The sequence below is a fragment of the Chitinophaga filiformis genome (genome assembly GCF_021646545.1).
In the GTDB taxonomy this organism is placed as follows: Bacteria; Bacteroidota; Bacteroidia; order Chitinophagales; family Chitinophagaceae; genus Chitinophaga; species Chitinophaga filiformis_A.
Map to the genome: position 1 here is coordinate 337,051 of NZ_JAKIRP010000005.1, position 17,102 is coordinate 354,152.

Annotated in this window: 9 protein-coding genes; 2 read left to right on the forward strand and 7 right to left on the reverse strand. The window is 49.2% G+C overall.

The window, feature by feature from the left end; all coding sequences use genetic code 11:
- Window positions 1-2 precede the first annotated feature (2 nt).
- From L3C95_RS15920 to rmuC, 3 genes are all read right to left on the reverse strand, one after another.
- Window positions 3-3,602, reverse strand: a complete 3,600-nt coding sequence (locus L3C95_RS15920; protein ID WP_236389024.1) for a response regulator — start codon at window positions 3,600-3,602, stop codon at window positions 3-5.
- A gap of 14 nt (window positions 3,603-3,616) precedes the next feature.
- Window positions 3,617-4,300: a basic secretory family protein gene (locus tag L3C95_RS15925; RefSeq protein ID WP_236389025.1), complete on the reverse strand. Its 684-nt coding sequence runs from the start codon at window positions 4,298-4,300 to the stop codon at window positions 3,617-3,619.
- 73 nt (window positions 4,301-4,373) lie between these two features.
- Entirely contained in the window at window positions 4,374-5,792 is a 1,419-nt protein-coding gene (gene rmuC, locus L3C95_RS15930; RefSeq protein WP_236389026.1) for a DNA recombination protein RmuC, read from the reverse strand.
- 301 nt (window positions 5,793-6,093) lie between these two features.
- Here rmuC and L3C95_RS15935 point away from each other — a divergent pair, with 301 nt between their 5' ends.
- A complete protein-coding gene (locus L3C95_RS15935; protein WP_236389028.1) occupies window positions 6,094-6,699 on the forward strand; it encodes a porin family protein in 606 nt (201 codons plus the stop codon).
- Between the two features lie 90 nt (window positions 6,700-6,789).
- Here L3C95_RS15935 and L3C95_RS15940 read toward each other — a convergent pair whose 3' ends face one another.
- The 3 genes from L3C95_RS15940 to L3C95_RS15950 are packed head-to-tail and all read right to left on the reverse strand — an operon-like array spanning window position 6,790 to window position 10,753.
- Window positions 6,790-8,487 carry a DUF885 family protein gene (locus tag L3C95_RS15940; protein WP_236389029.1) on the reverse strand — a complete coding sequence of 566 codons (1,698 nt, stop codon included), beginning with the start codon at window positions 8,485-8,487 and terminating at the stop codon, window positions 6,790-6,792.
- A gap of 8 nt (window positions 8,488-8,495) precedes the next feature.
- Window positions 8,496-9,743, reverse strand: coding sequence for an NAD(P)/FAD-dependent oxidoreductase (locus L3C95_RS15945; protein WP_236389030.1), 1,248 nt, complete (start codon window positions 9,741-9,743; stop codon window positions 8,496-8,498).
- Window positions 9,744-9,751: 8 nt separating this feature from the next.
- Window positions 9,752-10,753: a 4-hydroxyproline epimerase gene (locus tag L3C95_RS15950; protein WP_236389031.1), complete on the reverse strand. Its 1,002-nt coding sequence runs from the start codon at window positions 10,751-10,753 to the stop codon at window positions 9,752-9,754.
- A gap of 247 nt (window positions 10,754-11,000) precedes the next feature.
- Between L3C95_RS15950 and L3C95_RS15955 the strand changes: the two genes are divergently transcribed.
- Window positions 11,001-14,615 carry a PAS domain S-box protein gene (locus L3C95_RS15955; RefSeq protein WP_236389032.1) on the forward strand — a complete coding sequence of 1,205 codons (3,615 nt, stop codon included), beginning with the start codon at window positions 11,001-11,003 and terminating at the stop codon, window positions 14,613-14,615.
- Here L3C95_RS15955 and L3C95_RS15960 read toward each other — a convergent pair.
- Window positions 14,601-17,024, reverse strand: a complete 2,424-nt coding sequence (locus L3C95_RS15960; protein ID WP_236389033.1) for an ABC transporter permease — start codon at window positions 17,022-17,024, stop codon at window positions 14,601-14,603. The genes L3C95_RS15955 and L3C95_RS15960 overlap by 15 nt on opposite strands.
- Between the last annotated feature and the right edge of the window lie 78 nt (window positions 17,025-17,102).

Consider the following 17,102-nt stretch of genomic DNA (forward strand, 5'->3'; position numbering starts at 1 on the left):
GATCAACTTCTGTTATTGTCGTACAGCCAGACGCGCAGCAGGGACACCAGCTGGTCTATATCCACCGGTTTGGAGATATAGTCAGACGCGCCGGCCCTGATACATTTCTCCCTGTCGCCCAGCATTGTTTTGGCCGTAACCGCCAATATCGGCATATGTCTGTATTTAGGCGATTCCCTGATCATCCTGATGGTTTCATAACCATCCATTTCGGGCATCATCATGTCCATCAGGACGATGTCTACCTGCGGATTATTTTCCAGCTGCTGGAGGGCTTCTTTACCGTCCAGCGCTGACAGGATATGCATCTTATGCTGTTCGAGGGCTTTGGTGAGGGAGAAGATATTACGCACATCATCATCTGCTATCAGCACGGTTTTTCCCTGCAGCACTTCTTTCAGCGGCGCCTGTTGTTTCCTGCCTGGTTTGTTATCTGCTCTTTCCTCTACCAGGTGCAGGAAGAGGGCTACTTCATCCAGCATGCGCTGATAGGAATGCGCCGTTTTGATGACGATAGAATCTGCATACTGGCGGATGCGGTTCTCTTCTGCGCGGGAGAGGTTCTTTCCTGTAAAGATGATGATAGGCAGGTTTTCCAGTCCCGGGTTACCTTTTACCGTTTCCAGCGTCTCATAGGCATGCTGGTCGGGCACTCCCATATCCAGGATGACACAGTTAACATCCTTTTTCTGCAGGGCAGTTACGCTGCTGCTGATATTGCCGGTGATCTCTGTGCTGACGTTAAAGTTCTCCAGGAAATAGGCCAGCGCCTGTGCATGTTTAGGATTCTCTTCCACGATCAGGACCTTCTTAGGATTACGGGTCAGGGCGTTTTCCAGCTGCTGGAAGATACGCGGGATCTGATCGAGGGCCAGTGGTTTATCAATAAAATCCACTGCTCCTCTTTGCAGGCTTTCCTTCTTTGCGCCAAGGGAAGAAACGATATGTACAGGAATGGGCCTGGTAGCGGGATTGGACTTCAGCGCTTCCATCACCTGCCATCCACTCTGCACAGGCAGCACAATATCCAGGAGGATGGCTGACGGCTTATAACGCTGTGCCATTTCAATGCCATGATCGCCGCGTACGGCCACAATGCCTTTGTAACCGCGTTTACGTGTAAAGTCAAGCAGGATGTCTGCATATTTCGTATCATCCTCCACGATGAGGATCACCTTATCGTTAGCCTGCAGATTGTGGCGGTCGTCCGGTATTTCTGCCGGTATTTCTGTTGCGATATAATCGTCTTTTTTATCTCCTCCCATTACGGCATCCCGCCATACTTCTTCCGCCTGTTGCCGGGTGGGCGGAGCAGTTTGTTCTTTTTCTGCCTGCGGATGAACGGGGATGGTCACAATAAACTCACTGCCTTGTCCCGGCTCACTCTCCAGGCGGATCTCACCACCCAGCAGTTTGGCCAGTTCCCGGCTGATGGAGAGTCCCAGTCCGGTTCCACCGTACTTGCGACGAGTAGAGCCATCGGCCTGTTGAAAGGCTTCAAAGATGATCTGTTGTTTATCTGCCGGTATGCCGATGCCTGTATCTTTTACGCTGAAGCGGATGAGTGCAGCATTTTCCGGAACAGCAGCCACGCGCAGGGTCACCATTCCCCTGGCGGTAAATTTCAGGGCGTTGGACAGGAGGTTCTTGAGGATCTGTTCCAGGCGCATCTTGTCGGTTTCTATCAGCGCAGGCGCCTCGGGTTGTATATCTACCTGCAAAGCGAGGTTCTTTTCCCGGGCGATAGGAACGAACAATGCCTCCATGTCGGTACAGATCTCATGCACGGGCACAGGGGCAAATTCCAGGTCCATTTTACCGGCTTCTATCTTGGAGAGGTCAAGTATCTCATCTATCAGGTTGAGCAGCCCTTTACCGGAGCTCTGGATCACCTGGGCAGATTCTACCTGGTCGGGATTCAGGTTATGGTCATTGTTTTCGGCCATCAGTCTGCTGAGTAGCAGAATGGAGTTTAAAGGCGTACGCAGTTCATGCGACATATTCGCGAGGAACTCTGACTTATATTTCGTGCTGATCTCCAGCTCTTCTGCTTTCTTCTGTATTTCCAGGTTACGCTCCACGATCACCTGGTTACGGTCTTCCAGTAAGCGTGAACGTTCTTCCAGCTCCTGGTTGGCCTGTTGCAGTTCTTCCTGCTGTACACGCAGTTCTTCTTCTGAGGCCTGGAGTTTCTGCGCCTGGGCTTCCAGTTCCGTGTTAATATTTTCCAGTTCTCCGTGTTGCACCTGCAGTTCTTCTGATTGTGCCTGCGTTTCTTCCAGCAGTTCCTGCATACGGCGACGGTTCTCTGCAGTGGTAATGGCGATACCCACGTTATGTGTTGCCGCTTCGAGAAAGGCCAGCTGACTATGATTATACGGATGCAGCGAGGCCAGTTCCAGTACGCCCTTCAGATATCCTTCATACAGGATAGGTACGGCTACAATATTCGCCGGGCGGATCTCACCGGCGGCATAACTGATGGTAATATTTTCGGCTGTAACGTCTTTTAGCAAGATGGTTTTGGTACTGGCTGCACATTGTCCGGCGAGCCCCTGACCAAGCGGAATAATTCGGCGGTTTTCTGCCGGCACAAAGGCAAAGCTGCCTGTCAATTCCAGTGTGTTGCCGGAGTTAGCCAGATAGAGCACGCCCACCTGGCTGGCGGTATATTCTGAAAGGAATTCAATGATATCTCCCGCCAGGGTATTCACATCTTTCTCTCCCACCATGCGGTTATTCAGGCCCGCCATACCTGTCTGATGCCATTCCTTATCTGCCAGCTGGTTAAAGGAGGTTTCCAGGGAGGCGGCCATTCTGTTGAGGGAAAGGGACACGCCTCCCAGCGCATCCTTTTCTTCATCGTTTACACGTATACTGTAGTCGCCAGCCGAGATATTTTCGGCGATGCTTCTGATAATATTTATACGACGGTTTATCTCCCTGTCCTTTCTTTCCAGGGCATCCTGCAACTGAGTGCGTTCATCATAGTCGCGTTTAACACGGGCATAGAAAACAGAAGTGATGAGCAGGGCTAACAAGGCCGCGATCACTATGACGACCGGCGTATAGGCGGCAACACGGTTCAGCGCCTTGGTGCGGGTGTCCAGCAACTTCTTTTCACGATCTTCCATCATACCGACAAGTGCGCGGGCATCCTTCATGATCATCCGCCCTGCCTGCAGGGAGTCAAAACTAACACTCTGCCCGGTCCTGCGTGCGTTGATGGATCCCTGCAGCAAGGACTGCCGGCGTGCCATCAATGATTGCAGCTTATCGAGTTCGAACTGGTGTTGCGGGTTGTCTTTCGTCAGTTCCCTGATAACTTTCAGGTTAGCCTGTACGCTGTCATATGCGTAGTGGTAGGGTTCCAGAAAATCTTCATCGCCAGTGAGCAAGTATCCGCGCTGACCGGTTTCTGCGTCCTTCATGAAAGACAAGGTGCTTTCGAGCCTGTAGATCACGGCATTGGTATGATCTACCCAGAAGGCGCTTTGCAGGAGGTTGCGGATACTAAAAAAAGAGGCGACGGAGCTCACGATGAGCAGTAACAGTGATAGTCCAAATCCAATCAGCAGATTTCGTTTGAAGGTAGCTTTCATCCTTGATCAGTTTATCATATAGCCGGGTTGGCAGCATATTCATTCCACAATTCGTCGAGTGTGCTCCCGGTCAGTTTTTTCCAGATCTTATCTGTGTATTTTTTGCCACGCATTGCGGCATCCAGTTTCTTCACAAAATCTTTATTCTTGTTCTTTTCCACCCACACAAAGAAACGGGCGGTGATCCTGTAGCTCTGTGTGTAATGTTGTTTCGGTTTAAAGGCTGGCAGGGCCCATTTTGCGCCTGCATTGTCTACGCCAAATTTGTAGCGCACATAGTCGGCAATGCCTTCGGTGATCCACCCGGGGCCTGCATCGCTGGGATAGGCCTGTACCACGTGCATGGCCTCATGCGTGACCACGTCGATGTCTCCCGGGTGTGCACGGAACCAGGCGGGATTAAAGACGATCACGTCTCCGCTGGTAGCGGCTACACCTTCATAGCCGGGGTCAATCACGAAGCCTACTTTTTTAGTTGCTTTCTTGTTGTATCGCGCAGCTTCCTGCGGATAAACCTGAAAGAAAGCGTCTATAAGCCGTCTTCCCACCGCAGTATCAAAATCGGGCGACTTATTCGTGTATTCGAGCGTATAACCATCACGGGCGATCGTTTGCGGAGGCTCCTGTGCGTATGTCAGGGCCGGCAGTGTGCAAACGGACAGGCATAACAAGCCCATAGTTCTTTTCAGACCTTGCATTGAGAATACCATTAATTTACGTGGTTCTTGTTAAAGCAATATAAATCAGGGACAAAATAATCAATATTGCTGCTTAGTCCTGCTCTTTTTCCTCCAGCGGCAATTCTTCTGTTTGAACACCTAAACTGCGTATGCCCGTTTCCACTGGCTTTGCTTCCGGCAAAGTCTGCTTCAGTGCCGGCCCAAGGTTATACAATTTCCGTGCCTGTGGCATAAAGCGGCTTTCGAGTGATGCTACTGCATCGTTATAGTGGCTGACTGCCATTTTCAGACTGCTGCCTACGTTTGTGAAGTGTCTTACCAGCACATTTGTACGGTTATACAGTTCGATACCGGCGTTGCGGATCTCTTCAATATTGGCCGCTACGTGTAGTTGCTGCCACACAAAACCTACGGTACGCAGTAGCGTAATGAGCGTAGTAGGTGTGGCAAATACCACCCGGTTGCGGATGCCATCTTCAATAAGTGCGGGTTCTGCCTGTAATGCCGCGCCGAAGGAAGATTCGATCTGCATGTACAGGATGACATAGTCGGGCGACTGCTGCCACTGGCTCCAGTAGGCTTTTGCGCTGAGTTTCTTCAGGTGGTCTTTCACAGCGGCAGCGTGCTGATTGAGCAACAGCCTGCGTTCTTCTTCATCTTCTGTTTCAAATGCCCGCATGTAAGCGCTTAAAGGCACTTTGGAGTCTACTACGATTGTCTTCCCTTCCGGCAGGCGGATGATCATGTCGGGGCGCAGCACGCCTTCATCTCCATTCACCGATACCTGTTCACTGAAATCGCAGTGTTCTGTCATACCGGCAAACTCCACAACGCGGCGTAAGGCAATCTCTCCATAGCGGCCGCGTATGTGAGAGGTTTTGAGGGCACTGACAAGGCTATGGGTTTCTTTCTGCAGCTTTTCCGTGCTTTGCTGTACGCCCAGGATGAACTGGTTGATCTGGCCATATTGCTGCTGGCGGTTGCTTTCCAGTTGCCGCATGTTTTCATCAAAGCGGTGCAGCGTTTCGGATAATGGTTTTACCATAGCATCGATGGCCTGCTGCCTCTTTTCCAGGTCTCCTTTGGCGTCTGTGAGCTGCGTTTCCAGGGCAGATTTTGCCAGGGCTACGAAAGAAGAATTATTGTGTTTCAGTGCTTCTGCCGAGAGGGCATTAAAAGCATCTTTCAGTTTCTCGTTGGACTGATCAATAAATTCCTGTTGTTCGCGCAGACGGTTTTCCATTTCACGGAAGCGGGCTTCCCCGTTGCTTTCTATTCGGATGCTCTCTTCCTGCAGGATCTGCAGGCGGGCATTGAGTTCATCAATAACGGATTGTTTGTCCTGCACCTCCTGCCGTAATGTTCCGGCAATCTGGTTTGCTGAAGACAACTGTGTTTCCAGAATGGCTATGCGGGTCTTTAACTGGTGACTCCTGCTGACAACCTTTATGACCGCTGCCAGGGCGGCACAGGCGATCAATGCGAAGATAATAACGATAAGATGGTCCATATGTGACCACAATGTTACTCCAAACAATAATAATAAAATAAAAAAAGAAGGGAATTCTACCGGCGGCAATAACAGACGCTTTTTTGCTTTTCGTCGACAATTATGGAGGTTCTATCCTGTTTGAACAACAGGCAGTTAAACCCTGACAAGGAAACTATATCTAAGAGCTGACAAACTTTTAAGGCCATATTAACTATGATCTTGCATGAATTCCGTATGTTTGCCCGCAAATTTTTTAGCCTGAATTGCGTGGCAACATACGTAATTCATTTTTGATTACTGTAATCGTCAAATAGTATCTATGAAAAAAGGATTATTACTGGCAGGGATATTAGCAGTCATGACTGGTACTGCAGCCAATGCACAGCGTCTGCATTACGGGTTGAAGGCAGCTTTATTGCTCTCCAAGATGACCGGCGAAGGTTTAAAGGAAAGCCTGACACCTGGATTCCAGGGAGGCGCTTTCTTTGAATTTGACCTTACTAAAGACAAGAAATGGGGTATCCAGCCGGAATTGCTTTTTACACAGATGTCAGCTAAAAAGGGTCCAGATTTCGCTAACAAGTATGTAACCTATCACAACACCGAAGGAAAGGACAAGATTAAAATAAGCGCTGCAACGATTCCTTTACTGGTACGTTACACACCGATCCCAGCCATTACGCTGAACCTGGGTGCTCAGTACACTTACATGTACTTCATTGACGAGAACCTGCTGAAAGCCAACAGGGACGCGTTCAATAAGAGTGATGTAGCTGCTGTTGCCGGTGCACAGGTAAATGTAGCTAACGTACGCTTCTTTGGCCGTTATGCATTGGGCCTGTCAAACCTCAACGCTATTCCGGCGCCTAAGTACGAATGGAATTCTCACCAGGTAACAATCGGAATGGGTGTAGCTTTTAAATAGACTATTTCTTCATCAGACTAAAAAGAGGTTATATCAAAATTGATATAACCTCTTTTTATTTATGCCAGGTAGCTCCGGCGAAATGATATTCTACAGGTTGTAAAAATGCCAGGTGGCTTTAAAGTCCTTTCCGATCAGTTTATTGGTGAGGATCACCCTTACCATTTCCACCGGCAGCGCGTTTTCCTTCATTACGGCATCATGGTACTGCTGATAGGTCATTTTCCCACTATCTACGAGCTCTTTTTTCAGCGCCATGAACTGCAGACCGCCAATCATATAGGCAACCTGGTATAAGGGGCTGTAATCGCCTTTAAATGAGCGGCGCACTTCACCTGCCGCATTTGCTCTTTCATGCCCTACCCTGTCTACCAGGAAGTCGATACATTGCTGGGGCGTCCATTTACCCAGGTGATAATTCAGCGAAAAGATGATACGTGCGCAGCGGTGCATCCGCCAGAACAGCATACCGATACGGTCTTCGGGCGACTGCGGGAACTTCAGGTCCCATAGCAGCATTTCCCAGTACAGTGACCATCCTTCTATCCAGAAAGGCGTCCAGAAATTGCGGTAGATCCGGTAGCGGTTACCCATAAACTCTTCCAGGGCATGGCCGGCAAACAGTTCATGGTGTACCGTTGCTCTTGAAAAGTGGGGGTTATTTCCCCGCATGCTCATCAGCTTATCGCCTTCTTCCATATCGTTGGTGGGATAGGAAATGCTCAGCTCTTCTCCTCCTGTAAAGAATGGATTGACCAGCTGCCGTTCGGGCGTCATCATGATCATACGCCAGGTTTCTTCTGCCAGTGGCGGGATGGTGATGAGGTTTTTGGTCTTCAGGAAGGCCATGGACTCATCGTATATTTTCATGATGGCATCCGGCTGCTCGCCTGCCGGTACGTAAGTGTTCTTTACTTTTTCGAGGGCTTTGTGCCAGTCTTTTCCGAAGCCCATCTCCTGACTGGCCTTCAGCATTTCTGCGTCGCAGAAAGCGAATTCCTTATTGGCGATCTCAATTAATTCTTCCGGTGAGTAAGGGATCAGTTCATTCTGCAGCTGCCGTACCAGTTCTTCCCTTCCTATCGGAGAGCCTACGATACCACTGCCATCATCCTTCCCGCCGGGCAATGTCTTAAGTTTCTGCTGCCATACGTTGCCGTAGGCTTTGAGCGTACTGTCCAGCTTTTTATAAGGCTCAGGGATCCACCAGGTGAACTGCGGGTCGTATCCGTTATAGAATTCGTACACACTATGAATGGCTTCCTGCAATCCACGGGTAATACCGGCTCCTCTGCGTAGCAGGTACATATCGATACCGGTGGCAGTGTTCAGTTGTTTTGCTTTATCCTGGAGGGCGAGTGACATATCCCGGAGGGTGGTTGCCAATGCCTGTGCATCCTGTTTAGTACCGCGTCTTCTCAGCTTTTCAGCTGCGTATATTTTGTCGGCCAGGGGGAACCAGGAAGACAGTTGTTTATACTGGCCGGCCTGTTCGTCCAAAGCACGTATTGCCTCCTGTAATTTCATGCGGAACAGTACATAATCCACCCGCTCTTCCACGCCCAGTTTATCGAAGTTGAAAGCATTCAGCTGTTGCAGGTAATCAGCGTTGAATGTTTTCAGTCTTTCGGTCCTTTCGGGCGAATTATCGATCTGGTAAAAGCGCATCAGGCTTCCTCTGTCAGCTTCGTAGTGCGACAAAAGTACTGAGATGTCTTTCTCCTGTGCAACGGCGATACCAGCGCTCATGCACCATCCTGTTACCAGGCAGCAAATAAGTCTTTTCATAAGTACGTTTAACTGAATCTTTCTACTTTAAAAGGAGTGATATCCATAGAAGCCGGAACATGTGACACCAGTTCGCTGACCAGCTTACCGGTAGCGGCACCCAGGCTGATACCCAGCATGGAGTGTCCTGTTGCTACGGTCACATTCGGGTAACGTTCCATAGTACCTATATGTGGCAGCCCATCTGCACTGCAGGGGCGGTAACCATACCATACCTTTTCCGGCGCGGGTAACGGAATATCATATGCCGGAAAATATCTTTTAACGGAAGCAAGGATACCTTCCACCCGCTGCATACGTGGCGGTGCATTGAGCCCGGTGATCTCCATCGTTCCACCAAAGCGGATCTTATTGCCATTCATGGGCGAGATAGCCACTCTTGCTTCACTCAGGATCACGGAATGCCTGACTTTGTACGGCGCATCTTCAAAAGTAACAGAGTAGCCCCTGCCCCCCACCATAGGAATGTTTAATCTCAGCTGCTGCGCCAGTTCACGGCTCCATACTCCGGCGGCCAGCACAACATGGTCGGCAGTATGAAAACCGGTCGTTGTTTTAATACCCTGCACTTTATTCCCTTCTGTAATAAATGCCGTCACCTCTTCATTGCCAATAAAGCGTACACCCTGTTGCCGCAGGTATTTTATCAGGTTTTGCATCAGCTGATTAGGATACAGCTGGGCATCTCCGGGGAAGTAGATCGCTCCCAATGCCTTAATGGGGGTATCCGGCTCCATCTGCTGTAGGGTCTGGTGATCTATCAGCCGGGCATCTATTCCCAGGGCAAGGGCGTCTTTTACTGTATGTTCCGCGTGATGTGCGTTTTCTTCTGTGTTGAACAGCTCCAGCATTCCTTTAGGGTCGTAGGAGAAGTCCAGTCCGGGAATACGGCTCCACTCCTCATACAGCTGTTTACTCAGCAGCGCAATATCCCTCAGGGGAACGGCTGAGCGTTCCACGTGCGATTTTGTAGCGCTTTTCATAAACTGCCATCCCCAGCTGATCATACTGCTGCTCAGGCTGGGCTTGATATAGAAGGGGCTTTTCGGGTCCATCATCCATTTCAATCCCTGCCTGACGATGCCAGGCGTAGCCAGCGGTACAAAGTGACTGGGGCAGATATAACCTGCGTTACCATAAGAACAGCCCTGCTGCATATCTGTCCTGTCTATTACTGTTACGGTATACCCTGCCTGCTGCAGATAAAAAGCGCTGCTTAAGCCTATAATACCTCCGCCTATAATGATTACTTCCATATCGTTGTTTAAATCACCTGTAGTCCATATGCATATGGATCGTCTTCAGGGTCTATTGTGATCGTATTGTATCCGTATATCCTTGCCCAGCCTTCAATACCCGGACGTATGGCAGGTACGCCCGCTACGGTGGTCTCCTCTTCTATTGTACCAATAAAACGGGACCCGATGATGCTTTCGTGGATGAAGGAATCGCCTTTTTTGAGCTTTCCTTTGGCATACCATTGGGCCATCCTGGCCGAGGTGCCGGTACCGCAGGGAGAGCGGTCGATGGCTTTATCGCCGTAAAACACCGCATTACGTGCGGTAGAGCTCTTATCCATGACAGCCCCGGTCCACAACACATGAGAGCATCCATTGATATGAGGATTGTCAGGGTGTACGAAGGTGTGTTTCTCATTGATACGTTTACGCAATTCCCTCGCCCAGCCGATCAGCTGAGAGGCGGTGTAGTGTTCGAGGCCCGGGAAGTTGTCCTGGACATCTACAATAGCATAGTAATTTCCGCCGTAAGAAACATCTACTTTCAGCGGCCCCAGATCAGGGCATTCCACTATCAGATCAGTTGCAGCGAGGTAGGATGCTACATTGGTGAGCTTAACGCTCTTTACCTTGCGGCCTTCCTGTTTATATTCGATCAGCACCAGTCCTGCGGGTGCTTCCATCCGTACAATACCGGGTGTTTTAGGTGTGATGAGCCCTTCTTCGATCGCGATAGTGATGGTACCGATCGTACCATGTCCACACATGGGCAGACAGCCGCTGGTTTCGATGAACAGTACGGCCACGTCGTTTGCAGGGTCGTGGGGCGGGTAAAGTATACTTCCACTCATCATATCATGGCCTCTGGGTTCAAACATCAGTCCAGTTCTGATCCAGTCATATTCCTTCAGGAAATGGTTCCGTTTTTCGCTCATATTGTTGCCCTGCAGTACTGGTCCGCCGCCGGCTACCAGCCTGACAGGGTTACCGCAGGTGTGTGCGTCTATGCAAAAGAATGTTTTCTTCACGTTTCCTTATTCAGTTTAAAAAGACATTGGTTGATCAATTCTTTCAAAAATACCGGTTGAGGGCGAACGGGATATTGCAGGTTTTGACCAATGGTATGCAGAAATTAACATAAATAAGCCAGATGTTATAACAAGGGGTAAAAAATGAGTAATCCGGGAACAAAGGTCTCTGCCTGGCTCTGCCTTTTTAACTGAAAATCAATATGTATTGATTATCTAATTAAATTGCAGTATAGTTCCATGTCATATGAATGAAAACGCCGCCCCAAAAAATGAGAAGGCTAGGCTACGAGCGCTCAAGGAATACGGGCTGCTGCAGTTGACTCCGCAACCCGCCCTCGATCAGTTCACCGAACTGGTGACCCTCAGTTGTCATTTCCCTTACGCTGTCATAGCAATTGCCGGGGATGAAAAGCAGCTGATCATTTCGTCTACTACCATACCGGGTGTACAGGAAACCACCACCGACTGGGGCTTCATGCAATTAATAATGGAAGCACAGGACTTCACCGCTGTTGAAGATACCCTATCTGATCCTCTAACGCGCAACAATAAAGCGGTGACGGCCGCACCACATATCCGGGCTTTTGCCGGTTATCCGCTGATCGATGTGCATGGATTTATATTGGGTGCACTCTATGTAATGAGCCACGAGCCCGGCAGGATCAGCGATGCCGAACAAAGGGCACTAAGTATCATTACCCATCATGCCATTGAAGCAATACGGGCGGAGCGACAGAAAGAGGAAACCCGTTATTATGCAAAGCTGTTCAATCTTTCAGAAGGACTGGTATGTGTAGGGTCATTTTCCGGCAGATTGAAAAGGGTCAATAAAGCGTTCACCACTTTACTGGGCTGGGAGGAGCATGAACTAACGCCTGTTTCTGTGCTGGAACTTGTACATCCGGATGATGTCGAAAATACCACCCGGGAACTGGAGAGCCTCCAATCGGGCCTGTCAACCATTAACTTCTCCAACCGTTTCAGGACGAAAAACGGGGATTACAGATACATCCAATGGATAGCTACTCCAGAGCCACATACCGGCAATATCTTTGCCATAGGCAGGGACATTACCAGTGAAAAGATCAAAGAACAGGAACTGATAGACAGTGAGATCAGCGCCCGTACGTTCTTTGAGAATTCGTTGGGGATGATGTGTAAACATGACCTGCAAGGGAAACTGACGTATGTCAACAAAGCCAGTGCAGACAGTGTGGGCTATAGTATTGAGGAACTCATGACGATGAGTTTATACGATATAATTCCCCGGGAGTATCATAGCGATCTTGACCAATATCTGGCCAAGATCCGTATGAAAGGTAAGGTGACCGGCATCATGCATACCCGGCACAAGCTAGGCAATATCCGCATCTGGCTGTTCAATAATATACTGTTCAATGATACGAAAGGCACTCCTTATGTGATAGGCAATGCGGTTGATATCACGGAAAGGCATGAGCTGGAGATAGACCTCAAGCGTACCAAGGAGATGCTGGAGCGCACCAACCAGGTAGCGCGGATAGGCGGGTGGGAATTTGATCTTGTTAAACAGGAGGTTTTCTGGTCGACCGTTACCTGCGAGATCCATGAGGTACCGCCCGACTTCAGGCCTAGCACAGAAAATACCATGGTTTTCTACACGGGCGAATACCGGCAGCAGCTGGATGCGGTGATTGACCATGCTATCCGTACGGGTACCCCCTGGCAGCTGGAGTTACAGATCACGACTGCCAAAGGGCATAAACTCTGGGTACGCTCGATAGGTCATGCTGCTTTTGAGAATGGCGTCTGTACAAGGCTGTTCGGCACTTTCCAGGACATCAACGAGCGAAAGAAAGCCACCGTAGCTATTCAGCAATCACGCAAGTTGCTCGAGGACGTGTTGCAGTCTGCTTCGGAGGTCAGTATTATTGCCACAGATCACGAAGGGATTATTACCCTCTTCAATAAGGGGGCGGAAAAGCTGCTGGGATATAGTGCGGCAGAGCTTACGGGGAAGTATACCTGGGAGCTGCTTCACTCGCCCGATGAAGTAGCGGCCAGGGGGAAAGAGTTGTCGGAGTTGTATAAGACGCCCATTGAAGGCTTCCGTGTTTTCACCCAGATCCCGGAATTAGAAGGGTCTGAAGGGCGCGAGTGGATCTATGTAAAAAAAGACGGCACAGCAACTATCGTCTCTATGGTGGTGACGCCCATACGGGATAATACCGTCATTACCGGTTACCTGGGTATCGCTACAGATATTTCGAAGAGAAAGAAGGCCGAAAAGGAGCTGAAAGAGGCCAAGTTACAAGCGGAGTATGCCAGTAAAGCGAAATCGGAGTTCCTGGCTAATATGAGCCATGAAATACGTACGCCACTGAACGGTGTGATCGGATTCACAGACCTGCTGATGAAGACCGCGCTGAATGAAACGCAGCAACAATATGTATCTATCGTCAACCAGTCGGGCAATTCCCTGCTGAGCATCATCAATGACATCCTGGATTTCTCCAAGATAGAAGCCGGGAAGATAGAGCTGGACATCAGCAAGTGCGATCTACTGGAGTTCAGCAGCCAGGCCAGTGACATCCTGAGTTTCCAGGCGCAACAGAAAGGGATTGAAATGTTGCTGAACGTTTCTACGGACCTCCCCCGTTTTATGTGGGCAGATGTAGTACGGCTGAAACAGATCCTCCTTAATTTGCTAAGCAATGCGGTAAAATTCACTGATCAGGGGGAAATAGAACTGGAGATCAGGCCTGTAGCGCATCCAAAAGAAGGGATGACCACTATCCGCTTCCAGGTAAGGGATACGGGTATTGGTATTCAAAAGAGCAAGCAGCAGAAGATATTTGAGGCATTCTTACAGGAAGATATTTCTACAACAAAGAGATATGGCGGTACTGGTCTGGGTTTGAGTATTTCCAACAAACTGCTGGCACTCATGGGTAGTCAGCTGCAACTGGAAAGCTCTCCCGGGAAAGGTAGTACGTTCTTTTTCGAAATAACGGTAAAAACAGAAGACGGCGCTCCTATTGCATGGGAGAATATCGATCTTGTCAAAAATGTGCTGATCGTTGACGATAATGAGCATAACCGGACCATCCTGAGAAGGATGCTGCAGATGAAGGGCATCAACTCTGACGAGGCATCGAATGGCATCGAAGCTTTTCAGTTCCTGATGACGAAGCAGCAGTATGATGTGATCATGATGGATTATCACATGCCTTTCATGGATGGACTGGAAACGATCAGGAAGATCAGGACAAACTTCGAGGAGCTGGAAAAGGAGCCTGCTATCATCTTACTGCACAGTTCTGCAGATGATGAGAAGATCATGAGGGCATGTGAGGAGCTGCACGTCAATCAGCGTCTGTTAAAACCTATTAAGATACAGGAAATGTACCATGCCCTATCCCATTTGTTTATCAAAGACACAGCTGAGAAAACGCGGGCAGAAAGCCGCGAACACAAGAAGATCAAGGCCAATATCAACATTCTGATTGCGGAAGATAATCCGATCAACATGCTACTGGCGAGTACCATTATCCGGAAGATCGCCCCTGCTGCACATATTATTGAAGCGAAGAACGGTAAGGAGGCGGTGGAAAACTGCAGGCAGCAATTGCCGGATATCATCTTTATGGACATCCAGATGCCTATTGTCAATGGCTATGAGGCCACGCAATTGATCCGGGAGATCAGCCCGCATATTCACATCCCGATCATAGCGCTGACTGCGGGAAATGTAAAGGGAGAAAAAGAAAAATGTATAGCGGCGGGTATGGATGATTTTATTACCAAGCCGTTTGTTGAGAATAACCTTATTGCTGTATTTGAGAAGTGGCTGACGTGGAAGTCGTCAGTCAATGCTTAAGCTTTTCAGCGGATTAGCCAGTGCGGCCCTGACGGACTGCACACTGATGGTGAGCAATGCTATCAGTAAAGCGCCGGCTCCTGCTGCTGCGAAGATCCACCAGCTTAGTTCTACTCTGAAGGCAAAATCCTGCAGCCAGCGGTGCATGATCCATCCTGCCAGGGGCGCCCCTGTAACAAAAGCGATAGCCACCAGTTTCATGAAGTCTTTGGATAACAGCTGTACGATGCCGGAGGTGCTGGCACCAAGTACCTTGCGGATGCCTATTTCTTTCGTGCGTTGCTCTGCGATGAAGGTGGCCAGTCCGAAGATGCCCATGCAAGCGATGATAATTGCCAGTATAGAGAATGCCATAGCGATCTGTCCGACCTGTTGTTCCGAGCGGTACATGGCATCAAAAGACTGGTCCATGAAAGAATAAGTGAAAGGCATATCAGGAGCGGTAGCTCTCCATTTTTCCTTTACCTGTGCAAGGACTGTATTAATATCGGCGGTGTTTACTTTGAAGGAGATGAGTCCGGAGCCCGGTCCGTTGAACAGGCATAAGGGGCCTATATCCTGCCGCAGGCTTTCGTAGTTAAAGTCTTTCACCAGTCCGATGATAGTAAAGGCGGTTGTCTGACCGGGGCCTGTCCACAGGTAACATTGTTTCCCTACGGGATCATCATATCCCAGCATTTTCGCGGTTGCTTCGTTGATGATGACGGATCTGTCGTCGGTAAAGTTCTTCGAAAAATTTCTTCCTTTCAACAGTTGCAAGCCAATGGTCGGTACATAATTTTCATCCACTGCCCATGCCTGCGCGTTAAAGCTACTGTTGGCATCTACTACTTCCTGTTTTGAAATATTGTTACTACTGCGGGCGGTATTGCCTACAGGCAGAAAGGGGCTGATAGTACCGCTTCTGATACCGGTCAACTGGGTCACTTCATTTTTAAAAGCCTGTTCTTTCGTGCCCAGTGCACTTGTATTTTCAATGATCAGTACCTGGTCTTTGTTATATCCCAGGTTCTTTTTCCTGATAAAATCCAGTTGTCGGTACACGACGAGCGTACCGATGATCAGTATGATGGAGGTAGCAAACTGGAAGACCACCAGGATACTTCTCAGGCTGATATCTCCTTTACCTGGCACTAGTCTACCTTTCAGTACCTGTACGGGTTTGAAAGCAGACAGGAAGAAGGCCGGGTAACTGCCAGCCAGTACACCAACAATTAAAGGCAGGATCATTAGCACTAGCACTGCCCGTATAGACAAAAACTGGTCGGGTTGTAAGGTCTTACCGGCGATCTGGTTAAACAGGGGTAATGCGAGGAATACCATCGCGATAGCCAGTAGCAATGACAGGAATACCAGCAGAACGGATTCTGTCAGGAACTGCAGGACCAGTTCTTTTCTGGCGGTGCCCAATGCTTTCCTCACTCCCACTTCTCTAGCCCTGCCGGCGGAACGAGCGGTGGTCAGGTTCATAAAATTGATGCAGGCGATCAGGAGGATGAAGAGGGCAACAGCGGAGAAGACGTATACGTATTGGATGCTGCCGGGCGTGCCCAGTTCTTTAGGCAGATGGGAGTACAGGTGAATCTTTGTGAGCGGCATCAGTGTGTATACGGCATGGTTGCCGGCCTTTTCAAACTCGTCTTTCGTTTTCAGGTGCATCCGTTCCATGATATGCGGCAGGAGATACCTGCTGACATAATCAGGCAGCTGCGCTTCCAGGTGTTTATAATCGGCTCCTTTCTTCAGGAGCAGGTAAGTGTAGAAGTTATGATTGCCGATGTCTCCCCATTTGTAGTTGAGATTTTTCATGGAGAAGAGCATGTCGTAGTGGAAGTGCATATTCTCCGGCATGTCTTTTATGACCGCGTTGACTTTGTACAGGCCATTGTCCTGTACTTCCAGCGTTTTACCCAGTGCCTGAGTAGTGCCGAAGTATTTTAAGGCGGTGCTGGCGGAGATGACTACGGAGTTTGGTTCGTTAAGGGCTGTCTGTACATCGCCCTGAACAGCCGGGAAGCTGAAGACTTTAAAGAATGAGCTGTCGACGTAGGCGGTATGCGCTTCGCGGACGAATTCATTGCCTTTCCTGACCAGGCCTGGCATGGTGCTGTTATCGAAGATGCGGGTGAATTCTTCCACCTGCGGATAGTCTTTTTTCAGCAACTCTCCCATCGGGTCGGGCGTCAGCGGTTTCTCTGACTCCATGCCCCCCATTTTAGCATTGAGATGTATGCGGTAGATGCGATCAGCGTTAACGTTCTGGTGGTCATAACTCAGCTCGTTCAGGACGTACATTACGATGAGCAGGAAACAGCATAGTCCGATGGCTAGTCCGCCGATATTGATAACCGTAAAGACCTTGTTGCGAAACAGGTTTCTGAATGCCAGGGTGAAGTAATGCTTGATCATGGTAGTCAAACGTTAATAAACGTGCCAATCAGATAAGTGGCTGATAATTAATTACATCTTTGTATAAAATGTCCGGTT